Here is a 13,378-nt window from a genome sequence, read left to right as displayed (position 1 = left end):
CTGCCGTCACCCAATAAAAGATCAGCGCCATGGGTATCCCATGGCGCTTTTCCATTCATAACGCGGAGTGACCATGGAATTTCTCAGCAGCGCCGACTTCTGGATCGGCCTCGTCAAGATTATCTGGATCAACATCATCCTGTCGGGAGACAACGCCGTGGTGATCGCGCTGGCCGCACGATCGCTGCCGCCCGAGCAGCAGAAGAAGGCCGTCATGTTCGGTTCGGGCGCGGCCGTCGTGCTGCGGATCGTGCTGACCGTGGTCGCAGCTAAGCTGCTGGAGCTGTCCTTCCTGCAGATCGTGGGCGGCTGCCTGCTGCTGTGGATCGGCTACCAGCTGCTGACCGGCGACGAGGACGGCGAAGGCGAATCCAAGGGCACCAGCTCCATGATGGCTGCCGTGCGCACCATCCTGATCGCCGACCTGGTGATGAGCCTGGACAACGTGATCGCCGTGGCCGCCACCGCCCAGGGCAACATGGTCCTGCTGATCCTGGGCCTGGCCATCAGCATCCCGCTGGTGATCTTCGGCTCCACGCTGATGATCAAGCTCATGGAGCGCTTCCCCGTCATCGTCACGCTGGGTGCCGCCCTGATCGGCTGGGTCGGCGGCGAGACCATCATGAACGACAAGGTGCTGCACGGCTTTGTGGAAAACGCCCCCTGGCTGCACTATGTGGCCGCCGCGGCCGGCGCCATCCTGGTCGTGGGCCTGGGCAAGTTCATGCAGGCCCGCAAGCCGCAGGAAGAAGCCAGCGCGGCCTGAACGCGGCCCGACCCGGCAGCGGCCGATGCGGCTGCCAGCCCCTGAAAACGCACTGCACCGGCAGTGCGTTTTTCATTGGGCCTGCGCCAAGCCGGCCTGCACCAAGCCGGCATGTGCCGGGCGGTACACCGCGCACCGCGCTCCTGCAAGCCCGCGGCGCATGTCCATGACGCCAGCAGCAATAGTGCCCCGCGCCACGGCGCGGCAGATGACTAAACTGGACCGTCATCGACCCAGGCGGCAATGCCGCTTCTCTTGCGCGCTGCACGGCGCATCCTGGCGGAAACATGCACCTGGGCAAAGGAAGCCTGCCCATGGAAGCCCTGCTTGCCGCCGATTTCTGGATCGGCCTGTTCAAGATCGTCTGGATCAACATCATCCTCTCGGGCGACAACGCCGTGGTGATTGCGCTGGCGGCGCGCGGCCTGCCGGCGCACCAGCAGAGAAAGGCCATCGTGTTCGGCTCCGGCGCCGCCGTCGTGCTGCGCATCGCACTCACGGTGGTCGCCGCGCGGCTCATGCAGCTGCCCTTTGTCGAGATCATCGGCGGCCTGTTGCTGCTGTGGATCGGCGTGGGCCTGCTGCGCGAGGACGACAGCGCCGATGACGCAGACCGCCAGACGGCCCGAACCGGCATGATGGCCGCCATACGCACCATCCTGCTGGCCGATCTGGTCATGAGCCTGGACAACGTGATCGCCGTGGCCGCAGCGGCCCGCGGCGACATGCTGCTGCTGATCCTGGGACTGGCCATCAGCATCCCGCTGGTGGTCTTCGGCTCCACGCTGATGATCAGGCTCATGGACCGCTTTCCCGTCATCGTCACGCTGGGCGCGGCCCTGATCGGCTGGGTGGCCGGGGAAACCACCACCGGCGATGCCGTGCTGGCCGCGCTTGCCGAGGCCACGCCATGGATCCACTATGCGGCGGCGGCCACCGGCGCGCTGCTGGTGGTAGTGACCGGCAAGGCCTTGCAGGCCCGGGCCAACCGCAGCGCAGCGGCGTGACGGATGGAGAGATAAGCTCCCGAAAAAGGAGCTACTTGCGCCTGCTGCCTCTCAATAACAGGCTCTAACATCCCCATACCCAATGAGCAGCAAGCGCTGCCCGCTCCTGATTTCATACCGCTTGCGTAACGGGCACCCTCCCCGGCCTTTTCATGGAAGCACCGCCATGCCAAGATCAGGAGCCGGTTCCCGGTCTCGCCGCCTCTTGCGCCACCCTCCCATGCTGCCCCCGTCGCCCCTGCCGCGCTCCACATCCAACGTCGTCCGGCCCGCCGTGCACATGGTGGCGCGGACCGACACGGGGCTGCAGCGCAGCAACAACGAGGATGCCGTCGCCATCCACCCGGATGCCAGGCCCTGGCCCGTCGCCGTGCTGGCCGACGGCATGGGCGGCTACAGCGCCGGCGAAATCGCCAGCGCCATGGCGGTGAAACTGGTGCCCGCCGCCTTGCAGGATGCTCCGGCTGCGCCCGCCCATCTGGAAACGGCGCTGCGCGATGCGCTGCAGCTGGCCAATGCCGCCATTTTTTCCGCGGCCAGCAGCACGCCCGGCTGCCGCGGCATGGCCACCACCGTGGTCGCGGCCGCCGTGCTGCCGGAGGAAGTGGTTTTCGCTCATCTCGGCGATTCGCGGGCCTACGGCTGGCGCCAGGGCGCGCTGACCCGCATCACCCATGACCATTCGCTGGTGCAGCGGGAAATCGACGCCGGCCATATCCGCGAGCAGGACGCCCGCAGCTCCGGCCTGAGCCACCTGGTCACGCGCGCGCTGGGCGTGGGCCACGAGGTCGAGCCCGACATCAGCCGCTGGCCGCTGCAGGCCGGCGACCGCATCATGCTGTGCTCCGACGGCGTGACCGACATGCTGAGCGACGAAGAAATCGGGAAACTGTTCGCCGAACAAGCTCCGCTGCCCATCCTCTTGACCGCTCTGGTGCAGGCCGCCAATGCAGCGGGCGGCAAAGACAATATCGGCGTCATCCTGATGGAGTCGACAGCCGTTGAAGCAGGACCGGACTCACTGACGGCGCCATAGCGCATCAGCGACCGCCGGTCTCTTTTCCCGCAGGACGGCAGACGGATGCGGCAGCAGAACATGGCAAGGCCTGATGAACAGGCCGGAAACCGGCACTGCCGAACACGCGCCACTCCACCGCAGCGCCTGGCTTTGGGAAGCTTTGTAGAATCTCCGCCCGGCCCTGCCTTGGTTTCAAACAGTTACGATAATGGCAATGACCAAGGCCAGCCCTTGGCCCAAGACAGGAGCTTTTTCAGCATGCCCACTCTGGTCATTTCTATCGACGGTGCTGTGATCAAGGAGGTCCAGCTCACCAAGGAACGCACCACCCTGGGCCGCCGACCGTACAACGACATCGTGATCGACAACCTCGCCGTCAGCGGCGAGCATGCCGTGCTGACCATGGCGAACGGCCTCGTCACCATCGAAGACCTGCGCAGCACCAATGGCACCCATGTCAACGGCAACGCCATCGAGCGCTGCACGCTCAAGAATGGCGACCTGCTGGATGTGGGCCGCTACAAGATCCGCTTCCTGGACGAGGAGGCGGACAAGCCCTCCAGGCGCCACGGCCTGACCGCCACGCTCAAGGCCATGGCGGCCACGGCTGGCGAAACCCACGGGCTGGGCAGCAAGCTCAGCAGCCCCTCGGGCTTTGGCGAAGTGTCCAGCTTCTCCTCCACGCTGCAGGGAGTCCCTGCACTTCCCACCCAGCGCCGCGCCACCATCCGCATGCTCACCGGCGGCCTGGCCGGCCAGGAAGTCGCGCTCTACAAAGTGGTCACCACCCTGGGCAAGCCCGGCGTGGCCATTGCCTCCATCACACAAAAGCCCCATGGCTTTGTGCTCACCCACATTGAAGGCGAAAGCACCGCCCTCAAGCTCAACGGCCAGAATGTCGGCCCGCTGCCCGTGCCTTTGCTGCACGGCGATATGGTGGAACTGGCGGGCACGCAGATGCAGTTTGTAGTGGGGGAATGACGCTCGACGTCGCTCCTACCCTCGACTCTGACATTCAACAGTTGCAGTCACACCCGAGGACAGCGTACAGCCAGCATCGACCAGCGCACTCCTGGCCGGAACTGCAGCCTTTCGCGTCACAAGAAACGCCATTCAAACTGACAAAAACGTCACTCCCATGTATCCACATGCCAAAAATGTTCTTAATTGTGTTTTAGATACACAAAGACACATTTGATGCGCTTGAACACTACTTGCGCTACTTGGCACGGCAGTTGCTTACATCCACTGCGTCATTTACAACCGAGGGAGTAAACATGAAGCGTTCCATCCAAAAGGGTTTCACCCTGATCGAACTGATGATCGTCGTGGCGATCATCGGTATTCTGGCCGCCGTGGCTTTGCCTGCTTATCAAAGCTATATGGCCAAGTCGCGTTTTGCTGAGGTGGTGCTACAAGGATCGGCATGTCGCTCTGACGTTTCAGCTAAATACCAGACCTCCATGGACGCACTCTCTGCCACAAACCCCGGCCCTGGTGGCTGGGGCTGCGAAATTCCTGCAGCGAACAGCAAGCCCGTGGCTGGAAAGTACGTACTTGAAATCGCGACGAATGATATTGGCGCAGCTCGCTTGACTCTCAAAGATACGGCCAACAAGGAACTTGGCATTCCTGACGGCGAGTACCTGTACTTTGTACCTCTGAAAAAAGATGGTACCAACATTGCAACTACAGATTTGGCAGGAGCAGACAAGGGTGGTCTTACGGGCCAACAGATTGGTGGCATGAAGTGCATGGCCTCAACGAACGCAAAGGCTGAATTGAAGAAGTTGTTGCCTGGTAGCTGCTCTGTTGGTGATATTCCCGGTGGCTCAGATTTCAAAGCTGCATCGTCTTAACAATAAACTTTAAATAGTAAAAGGCCTCATTTTAAATGAGGCCTTTTTTCTTATGAAAATTTATTTCTAACTACAAATTTCTTTTTAAGATAAATTTATTTTATAAATTCTTGTAATTTTATTAAATGAGATAATTAGTCTTAGTTAGACGCTAAAAATAATTAGTTTAAAGACGAATATTTCCTCGGTTAGCGATTTAAAAAGCTAATCGCAGGCCATCCAATTCCCCGACTTCCCCCCCCCGCTTCTCCAGCACCCTCACTCCCCCCATCACCATCCCCTTGTCCACCGCCTTGCACATATCGTAGATGGTCAATAGACCGACCTGCACGGCGGTCAGGGCCTCCATCTCCACGCCGGTCTGGCCCTTCAGCTCCACGGTTGCGGTGCAGAGGATGGAGCTGGTTTCGGGCTGGAGTTCAAAGTCCACGGCCACACGGGTCAGGGCCAGCGGGTGGCACAGGGGGATCAGGTCGCTGGTCTTCTTGGCCGCCATGATGGCGGCGATGCGGGCCACGCCCAGCACGTCGCCCTTCTTGGCCGTGCCGCTTTGAACGATGGCCAGGGTTTCGGGTTGCATGGTGATGCGGCCTTCGGCTATGGCGATGCGGTGGGTGGCGGGCTTGGCGCCGACATCCACCATATGGGCCTGGCCCTGGGCGTCGAAATGGGTCAAGGAAGACATGGCTGGTTTTCTCGCAAGATCGTCACCGCTTGCTGCCAAAGCGAAAAATGCATGGTGGGCAAGCAGCAGGAAGAATGTAAAAGCCGGCCAGAGCGGGAATCTTCCGGCCCTGCCAGGCAACCAAGGCATGATAGCCGTGACTCTTCCCAGCCGATGCATCCGTGACCGCCATGCCATTTTTCACAAGAAAACAGCATAGAACCCTTGCTGCCAGAGCGCTGGCAGCTTCCATTGCGATAGCACTGCAGTGCACCGCGCCACCGGTGCTGTCCCAGGGATTGCCCACGCTGGGTGATGGCGCCTCGTCCATCACCACCGGGGAAGAGCGCCGGCTGGGCGACCAGATCGCCAAGGAGCTGTACCGCGACCCCGACTATCTGGACGATCCGGTACTGCAGGAATATGTGGAGGGCATCTGGCTGCATCTGCAGGACGCGGCGCGCAAGCGCGGCGAGCTGTCGCCCGAGCTCGAGGAACGCTTTGCCTGGACGCTGCTGCTGGGCAAGGACCGCCAGGTCAATGCGTTTGCCCTGCCCGGCGGCTATATGGGCGTATACCTGGGCCTGATCGGCGTGGTCGGCAGCGGGGACGAGCTGGCTTCGGTGCTGGCCCACGAAACCAGCCACATCACCCAGCGCCATATCGCGCGGCTGATGGCGCAGCAGGGAAGGCAGACCCCGCTGATGCTGGCCTCGATGATTCTCGGCGCGCTGGCGGCCACGCGCAGCCCCGATGCGGCGATGGCGCTGATGACGGGAGGGTCGGCGCTGGCCGTGCAGAACCAGCTCAATTTCTCGCGCGCCATGGAAAGCGAAGCCGACCGCATGGGCTACAGCCTGATGGCGCCGGCCGGCTTTTCGCCCCAGGGCTTTGTGAGCATGTTCGGCAAGCTCGAGCAGGCCAGCCGCCTCAACGACAACGGCAGCTGGCCCTATCTGCGCAGCCACCCGCTGACCACCCAGCGGATTGCCGACATGGACTCCCGCATCCCGCCCGGCAGGCGCGCCGCAGGGCCGGCCCCCACGCTGGAGCACATGATGATGGCCGCGCGGGCACGCGTGCTGTCCAACTATGGCGTGGAAGTGCTGCGCCAATGGGAGACGCTGCCGCGCTCGGGCAGTTTTGCCGCGCTGCCGCTGGCCGACCAGGTGGGCCAGCTATACGCTGCCACGCTGAGCGCCATACAGCTGCAGGACTGGAAGATTGCGCGCGAGACCCTGCAACACCTGCTCAGTGCCACGGCCGGCAATGCCGAGGCCCGGCTGCAGGCCCAATGGCTGCACGCGGAGTTGGAATTCAAGGCCGGCAATGCCCAGGCTGCGCTGGCAGCGCTGCCCCAGGCCCAGGCGCCGGCTGCGCAGAAGCCGCCGAAGGCCACGGCTGGCGGCAATCTGGCCGGGCCGCGCGAGGCCGGGCCCAGCCTGTCCACCGTCAACGTGGTCGAGCATGTGGCGCCGCGCCGGCCCGAGATGCTGCTGCGCAGCGAGATCCTGCTCAGGCTCAATCAGGCCGACTCCATGGCCGGTACGCTGCAGACCTGGGTGACCGACCATCCGCAGGACGCCACGAGCTGGCAGACGCTGGCACGCGTGTGGCGGGCACAGGGGCAGGAAGTGCGCGCCCTGCGCGCCGAGGCCGAAGCGCAGGTGGCGCACTACGACTATGCGGCCGCCGTGGACCGCTTCAAGGCGGCGCAGGACCTGACGCGGCGCAGCGGCGCCAAGGCCGACTACTTCGAGGCCTCCATCATCGACACGCGCCTGCGTGCCGTGCAGGAGCTGCTACGGGAACAGACGCGCGACAAGAGCATCAACAAATAGGCCCAGCACCGAATAGATCAGCGCGCCCAGCATGGCCGCGCCAAAGCCGGTGACGTGAAAGCCGCCCAGGATGCCCGAGGCCAGCCAGAACATCAGCCCGTTGACCACGAACAGGAACAGGCCCACGGTGATGATGGTCACCGGCAGGGTGAGCACCACCAGCACCGGCCGCAGCACCGCGTTGAGCAGCCCGATGACCAGGGCCGCGATCATGGCCGAGCCGAAGCTATGAACCTGCACGCCGCTATAGAGATAGGCCACCAGCAGCAGGGCGACGGCGCTGAGCAGCCATTTGATGATGATCTTCATGGGGCCAGCATAGCAGCGTCCGGCCTGCACGGCATGTCCCCGCGCAGCCTCGTCGGATGCAGCAACTGCCTGCATACGTAGGGCGGACTGCCGATTCCCAGGGGCGGCCCGGCAACAATAAAAAGGCCTTGTGCGGCATGCCGCACAAGGCCCGAGACAAGGCGCCAGCGCGCAGGCTTCAGAACGAGAGCGAGTCGTCGATCACAAAGCCCATGAGCGCGCCCAGCGCGGCCAGCGTGCCGGGCAGGTTCCAGCGGCGGCCCATGGAAGCGCCCTGGGCGGCCGGCTTGGCGGGAGCAGCCTGCGGCGCTTCCTGCTTGGGCCGGCGTGCATCGATGATCTGCGCCGCGCCATGCTGCTGCTGCAGCTCGGCCACCAGTTCGGCCAGCGGGCCCTTGGCCAGCACGGGCGTGACCTTGGCACCGCATTCCTGCATCACGGGCAGCACGGAGGCGAACAGCTTGTCGGCCCACTTGCCGCGCCAGTTCTCGCGTGCACGGTGGCTCACCCACTTGCTCACCCGGTGCGTCATGCGCGGAGCGCAAGCCACCAGCAGCCAATGAGAAGAAGCCGCCTGGCTTGATCCCGCAAGGGCTTGAAGCATGGGCATGGCGTATGCGGCGTCATCCACGTAAACAATGATGGGGTTCAAAATCTGTCCTTGTTGGAGCCTGGTTGAAGGAGATGGTCCCCGGGGACCATCGCCCCTATTGTGAGGCGTGTGAAGCGGGTGCCCGGCCGGCACCCCTTCACATGTCTCAGGTTTTGCCGCGGATCAGCTCTGCTCGCTGGGTGCGGGCACGGCGCGGCGGTTGGCCACGAGCTTGCCGATGCCCAGCACCAGCAGCGCGCCGGCGATATGGGCGGCCCAGTACAGCGTGGTGGAGATTTCCGCCAGGCCCTGTGCGTCGGTCGTGCCCAGCTTGGGCACCCACAGCCACTTGTCGGTGTTCACGAAGACCGGGTCGGTCACCAGCATGCCGCCGGCAATCCAGCCCAGCAGCATGCCGCCGGCCACGATGATGACGGGGAAGCGCTCCATGAGCTTGATCACCAGCTGCGAGCCCCAGACGATGATGGGAATCGAGATCAGCAGGCCCAGCACCACCAGCAGCAGCTGGTGTTCGCCCGAGCTCTGGGCGGCACCGGCAATGGCGATCACGTTGTCCACCGACATCACCAGATCGGCCACGATGATGGTCTTGATCGCGGCCAGCAGCTTGTCGCTGCCCTGGATGTTGTCGTGCCCGTCCTCGTCGGGGGCAATCAGCTTGATGCCGATCCAGACCAGCAGCAGCGCACCCACCACCTTCAGCAGCGGCAGCTGCAGCAGCGTCATCGCAAAGACGATCAGAATCACGCGCAGCACGATGGCGCCGGCAGTGCCGTAGATGATGCCTTTTCTGCGCTGCTCCGCGGGCAGCTTGCGGCAGGCCAGCGCGATCACGACCGCGTTGTCGCCGCCGAGCAGGATGTCGATGATGATGATTTGTCCCAGCGCTATCCAGAACGGGGCATGGGTGAGAAAGTCCAGATCCATTGATGTTTCCTCGTTGTCGAATGCCGCCAAAAAGCAAGCACATCCTGGACAGTTGCCGGCATTTGCTTGTTCTTGGCACCAAAAGACCGATGCGACCAAGCCGAAGCGTCTGCCCGAGCGAGGAAAACCTGGCTGGAGGGAAGCCACCTTGATCGACCGTCATCGGGTCCATCAAAGGTCTTGCTCGATTGCAGCGCGACTGCAACCCGAATGGCCGGAAGCCGAGGCTTCGTATTGACGACCGATTCGCCGCCGGTGCCCGCACCGCTGTGCAGCGGCAGTGACCGGAAAAGAGCTACTCCCCTTCGAAGCTGCGGATTTCAACACAGCCCCCGCAGCATGACAAGCCGCAAAACCCGGCTTGTTCACAGGTTTTATATAGCAAAAAACGCATGCAACGACCGCTCAAATTGCGTGATGCGCTCCGTATTCAATAGCAACCTTGCCGGTTCCGGCACTGCTTTTCATGGCGGGGCAAGGCCCGGCACGAGGACTTATGATCCCAGTCCCGAATTGCCGTGCATCCATGACCGCCCTCCACATCACCGATATCGAAGCTGCCATCAATTACTGGCGTGACCGCGCACCATCGCCCGATGGCGTGCTGCTGTCCGCCGAGGTGCGGGCGCTGGCCGAGGTGTATGCATTGATGATCCATGCCCGGGCCCAGGAAGTGAGCACCCAGGGCTTTCCCGCGCATGCCATGGCGGCCTGGCTGGCCTGGTACGACACCACGCCCGACACGCCCTGCATTGCCATCTGCTCCACCAGCCAGGGGGACGAGAAATGCAAGGGCTGTGGCCGCAGCTTCGATGAGGTCCAGCTGTGGACAGCCCTGGAACCGGCGGAAAAGCGTGCCGTTTGGCGCAGGATCACGGCAGAAGGAGACTCCTGGCGCTTTACCCGCTATGCCGAGCGGGCCATGGAAAAGCGCTGCGTCACCTAGCCCGCCATTTCGCACTGCGGCAGTGCGATGTTGTGTTGCGCCTAAGATGGACCGGTTGTCCACTGCCTTCGGGCCATCGCCTGCCGCCTTCCATGCCAGCGTCCCTCTCGCAAGCCTGCCCTTTCTGGCCCGCCACGGCGGCCCGGCTGCGCGAGCGTGACGCCGCCAGGCTCAATATCGGCCCCCGCCAGGCAGCACGGCCCTGAGGCGTCGCCCTGAGCGGAACCGGGCGGCGCAGCATTCCAGGCCGACGCACAGCAGCCTTGCACAGGGCTCTCCACCGCTGACCGCCAGGCCTTACCGCATCCTCACAGCCCGCCCCAGGCGGGCCGTCCCACGGAGCCGTCCCGGCTCATCAGGGCAGAGCCGCGCCTTGGCCGCTCTGCGACGGAGCACATGCATGACAACAATGGCCGTCCCGAGCACGAGGCCGGGCAATCCCCTGAACGCGAGCTTGAGCACCGCCCTGGATTGGCTCAAATCCGGCTGGCGCAGCCGCATCGACAGCCGCCGGCCGCTGGCGCTGGCCGATCCCGTGACCGAGCTGCGCATCGACGTGATGCAGCCCCTGGTCGATGGCGAGCTGGAAGCCATCTACGACTGCATCTACCAGCCGGGCAGCAAGCTCCACGGCCTGCAGCGCCGGCCGCTGCACGATCCGCAGTTCTGCCTGCACTGGCGCGAAGCCGACGGCGAGTGGTATGCCTATGTGGAGGATCTGGACCGGCGCAGGCTGGCCGGCTACACCGTGTTCAACCGCCTCGTCGAGGTGGACAGGCGCACGGACCGGCATGTGCGCTCGCCCCACTCGCGCTTTGCGCCGCATTACCAGCGCCGCGGGCTGGCCAGCGCGGTCTACCGCAGTGTGCTGGATGCGGGCACCTGCCTGCTCAGCGGCGCGCGCCAGTCGCCCGGCGCACACGGGCTTTGGAACCATCTGGCGCGCGGCTACGAAAGCCACTATGTCGGCATTGCCGAAACCAAGCGCCTGCAATACCTGGGCCGCGAGGCGCCGCCGGCCTGCGTGCTCGACCGGCTGGCCACGCGCCGCCTGCTGCTGGGACGGGACCGGCCGCTGCAGGACTTTGCCCGCGGGGTGAAGATGGAGCTCGCGCCAGGGCAGGCCTGAAGCTCACTTCCAGCGCACAGGCTCCACGAACACCGTGCCCAGCGGGCTGGACAGCGTGAGCTGGCCTTCCTGGATCGTGGCCTGCAGCTGCATGCTGCGCTCGGCCAGGCCACCCAGTTGCTGGGCAATCCCTGAATCGATGTAAAGCACTTCCAGCTTGTCCTGGCGGTTGACCTTGCCCTCGATGCCTTTCCACCAGACGTGGGCCGCATGGTTGAAGGGGTAGACCAGCACATGGTCGGACTTGTTGCAGGCCTTGGTGATGGGCTTTTCCTCGGGCTGGCCGACCTCGATCCACAGGCGCTTGGCACCGGTGAAGTCGGTGATGTGCACGTCCGGATCGTCGGGGTCGGACAGGCCCACGCCAAAGCCCAGCGTGCCGTCGCCGTTGCACAGGTCCTGCAACTGGTGGGCATTGAGCGCCAGGGCCACGAGCCGCACCATCATGCGCTCGTCGGTCTCGCTGGGGTGGCGCGCCAGGGTCAGGTTGTGGTCGGCGTAGTAGTTGTGGTCGATGTCGGCGATCGACAGATTGGCTTTGAAGATGGTGGACTTGATGGCCATGGCGGTGCTGCCCGCAGGCAGTCCAGAAGAAGGATTCAAAAACAAGAGCTGCCAGCGCCAATCAACATTGGCTTTGGCAGCTCTTGAATACTGAAACGCTTGAATATCAAGCGCAAACAGCTATCGTTTTATACGCGCTTGGCCAATTCGGCGGCCTTGCCGATGTACGAAGCCGGCGTCATGGCCAGCAGGCGTTCCTTGTCGGCCTGGGGAATTTCCAGGCCGTCGATCAGGCGGTGCAGGTCTTCGGCCAGCACGGTCTTGCCGCGCGTGACTTCCTTGAGTTTCTCGTAGGCGCCCTGCACGCCATAGCGGCGCATCACGGTCTGGATGGGCTCGGCCAGCACTTCCCAGGCGTTGTCCAGGTCCTCGGCCAGGCGCTCTTCGTTGAGTTCCAGCTTGTTCAGGCCGGTCATCAGCGAGGAATAGGCCAGCACGGCATAGCCCATGGCCACGCCGATGTTGCGCAGCACGGTGGAGTCGGTCAGGTCGCGCTGCCAGCGGCTGATGGGCAGCTTCTCGGCCAGGTGCTTGAGCAGGGCGTTGGCCAGGCCCAGATTGCCTTCGGCGTTCTCGAAGTCGATGGGGTTGACCTTGTGCGGCATGGTGGAGGAGCCGATCTCGCCGGCCTTCAGGCGCTGCTTGAAGTAGCCCAGCGACACATAGCCCCAGATATCGCGCGACAGGTCGATCAGGATGGTGTTGGCGCGGGCGATGGCATCGAACAGCTCGGCCATGTAGTCGTGCGGCTCGATCTGGATGGAGTACGGCTGGAAGGTGATGCCCAGGCCCTTGGGCTCGGCGGACTCCACCACATTTTGGCTGAAGGCTTCCCAGTCGAATCCGGGCCAGGCCGACAGGTGGGCGTTGTAGTTGCCCACGGCGCCGTTCATCTTGCCCAGGATCTTCACGCCGGAGATGCTGGCGGCTGCCTTTTGCAGGCGCACCACCACGTTGGCGATTTCCTTGCCCACGGTGGTGGGCGAAGCCGTCTGGCCGTGCGTGCGGCTGAGCATGGGCACGTCGGCGTACTGGTGGGCCATCTCGCGCAGCTTGGCGATGATGCCCTGCACGGCCGGCAGCAGCACGGTGTCGCGGCCCGCGCGCAGTTGCAGGGCATGGCTGGTGTTGTTGATGTCCTCGCTGGTGCAGGCAAAGTGCACGAATTCGGCGGCCTTCTGCAGCTCGGCGCGGCCGTCGAACTTGGACTTGATCCAGTACTCCACGGCCTTCACGTCGTGGTTGGTGGTCTTTTCGATGGCCTTGATGGCGTCGGCATCGGCTTCGGAGAAATTGGCCACCAAAGCGTGCAGATAGTCGCGCGATTCGGCGGACAAGGCAGGGAATTCGGCAAAGCCGGCATCCGACAGGGCGATGAACCAGGTCACCTCCACCTGGACACGGCGGTGCATGTAGCCGTATTCGCTCATGATGGGGCGCAGGGCAGACAACTTGGCGGCGTAGCGGCCGTCCAGCGGGGAGATGGCGGTGAGGGAGGACAGGTTCATGGTGGCGCAATTGTAGGTGCGCCGCATCAGCTGCGTGGGCCGCCGGGTTGCTTGCAGCCGTTGCAAGTCATTTACCTGACGTTCCTGCACAATCCCGGGGTACAGGCGCCAGCTGCACCAGCATTGATGACAAATGCCGCCGCGGGCGGTGTCGGCGAACCCCATGTCCAACGCATAGAATCGGTGCGCCGGCCCCTGCCGGTGACCTGTGTCACGGAACAGCATCT

Annotated in this window: 14 protein-coding genes; 8 read left to right on the top strand and 6 right to left on the bottom strand. The window is 63.8% G+C overall.

Annotation, left to right across the window (positions count from 1 at the left end):
• Positions 1 to 73: 73 nt before the first annotated feature.
• From V8Z74_RS12640 to V8Z74_RS12620, 5 genes are all read left to right on the top strand, one after another.
• Positions 74 to 766, top strand: a complete 693-nt coding sequence (locus V8Z74_RS12640) for a TerC family protein (RefSeq protein WP_066474199.1) — start codon at positions 74 to 76, stop codon at positions 764 to 766.
• 314 nt (positions 767 to 1,080) lie between these two features.
• Complete coding sequence (locus tag V8Z74_RS12635) at positions 1,081 to 1,773, top strand: TerC family protein (protein ID WP_349709535.1); 693 nt, start codon at positions 1,081 to 1,083, stop codon at positions 1,771 to 1,773.
• 280 nt (positions 1,774 to 2,053) lie between these two features.
• Positions 2,054 to 2,809, top strand: a complete 756-nt coding sequence (locus V8Z74_RS12630) for a Stp1/IreP family PP2C-type Ser/Thr phosphatase (protein ID WP_349709556.1) — start codon at positions 2,054 to 2,056, stop codon at positions 2,807 to 2,809.
• A gap of 240 nt (positions 2,810 to 3,049) precedes the next feature.
• Positions 3,050 to 3,772, top strand: coding sequence for an FHA domain-containing protein (locus V8Z74_RS12625; RefSeq protein ID WP_349709534.1), 723 nt, complete (start codon positions 3,050 to 3,052; stop codon positions 3,770 to 3,772).
• A gap of 296 nt (positions 3,773 to 4,068) precedes the next feature.
• A complete protein-coding gene (locus V8Z74_RS12620; RefSeq protein WP_349709533.1) occupies positions 4,069 to 4,650 on the top strand; it encodes a pilin in 582 nt (193 codons plus the stop codon).
• A gap of 196 nt (positions 4,651 to 4,846) precedes the next feature.
• Here V8Z74_RS12620 and moaC read toward each other — a convergent pair whose 3' ends face one another.
• Positions 4,847 to 5,335, bottom strand: coding sequence for a cyclic pyranopterin monophosphate synthase MoaC (moaC, locus tag V8Z74_RS12615; RefSeq protein WP_349709532.1), 489 nt, complete (start codon positions 5,333 to 5,335; stop codon positions 4,847 to 4,849).
• A gap of 170 nt (positions 5,336 to 5,505) precedes the next feature.
• Between moaC and V8Z74_RS12610 the strand changes: the two genes are divergently transcribed.
• Positions 5,506 to 7,155 (top strand): M48 family metalloprotease, encoded by a 1,650-nt coding sequence (locus V8Z74_RS12610; RefSeq protein WP_349709531.1) that lies wholly within the window; start codon positions 5,506 to 5,508, stop codon positions 7,153 to 7,155.
• On the opposite strand, the gene V8Z74_RS12605 is transcribed toward V8Z74_RS12610, so the two are convergent.
• From V8Z74_RS12605 to V8Z74_RS12595, 3 genes are all read right to left on the bottom strand, one after another.
• The gene (locus V8Z74_RS12605) at positions 7,117 to 7,464 is read right to left on the bottom strand and encodes a phage holin family protein (RefSeq protein ID WP_349709530.1); all 348 of its coding nucleotides are present in this window, start codon (positions 7,462 to 7,464) and stop codon (positions 7,117 to 7,119) included. The genes V8Z74_RS12610 and V8Z74_RS12605 overlap by 39 nt on opposite strands.
• A 178-nt stretch (positions 7,465 to 7,642) precedes the next feature.
• Complete coding sequence (locus V8Z74_RS12600; RefSeq protein ID WP_066474217.1) at positions 7,643 to 8,116, bottom strand: universal stress protein; 474 nt, start codon at positions 8,114 to 8,116, stop codon at positions 7,643 to 7,645.
• Positions 8,117 to 8,239: 123 nt separating this feature from the next.
• Entirely contained in the window at positions 8,240 to 9,004 is a 765-nt protein-coding gene (locus tag V8Z74_RS12595) for a TerC family protein (protein ID WP_349709529.1), read from the bottom strand.
• Positions 9,005 to 9,530: 526 nt separating this feature from the next.
• On the opposite strand from V8Z74_RS12595, the gene V8Z74_RS12590 reads away from it, so the two are divergent.
• Together V8Z74_RS12590 and V8Z74_RS12585 are read left to right on the top strand one after the other, a co-directional pair.
• Positions 9,531 to 9,950, top strand: a complete 420-nt coding sequence (locus tag V8Z74_RS12590) for a DUF3717 domain-containing protein (protein WP_349709528.1) — start codon at positions 9,531 to 9,533, stop codon at positions 9,948 to 9,950.
• A gap of 400 nt (positions 9,951 to 10,350) precedes the next feature.
• Entirely contained in the window at positions 10,351 to 11,079 is a 729-nt protein-coding gene (locus V8Z74_RS12585) for an N-acetyltransferase (RefSeq protein ID WP_502879526.1), read from the top strand.
• 3 nt (positions 11,080 to 11,082) lie between these two features.
• Here V8Z74_RS12585 and V8Z74_RS12580 read toward each other — a convergent pair whose 3' ends face one another.
• Positions 11,083 to 11,643, bottom strand: a complete 561-nt coding sequence (locus tag V8Z74_RS12580; RefSeq protein WP_066474230.1) for a YaeQ family protein — start codon at positions 11,641 to 11,643, stop codon at positions 11,083 to 11,085.
• Between the two features lie 128 nt (positions 11,644 to 11,771).
• A complete protein-coding gene (purB, locus tag V8Z74_RS12575) occupies positions 11,772 to 13,151 on the bottom strand; it encodes an adenylosuccinate lyase (RefSeq protein ID WP_349709527.1) in 1,380 nt (459 codons plus the stop codon).
• Positions 13,152 to 13,378 lie beyond the last annotated feature (227 nt).

The organism is Comamonas sp. w2-DMI (genome assembly GCF_040187735.1).
GTDB lineage: Bacteria > Pseudomonadota > Gammaproteobacteria > Burkholderiales > Burkholderiaceae_C > Comamonas > Comamonas terrae.
Note: the sequence above shows the minus strand (reverse complement) of the source record. Positions and strands in the feature narration are given on the sequence as shown.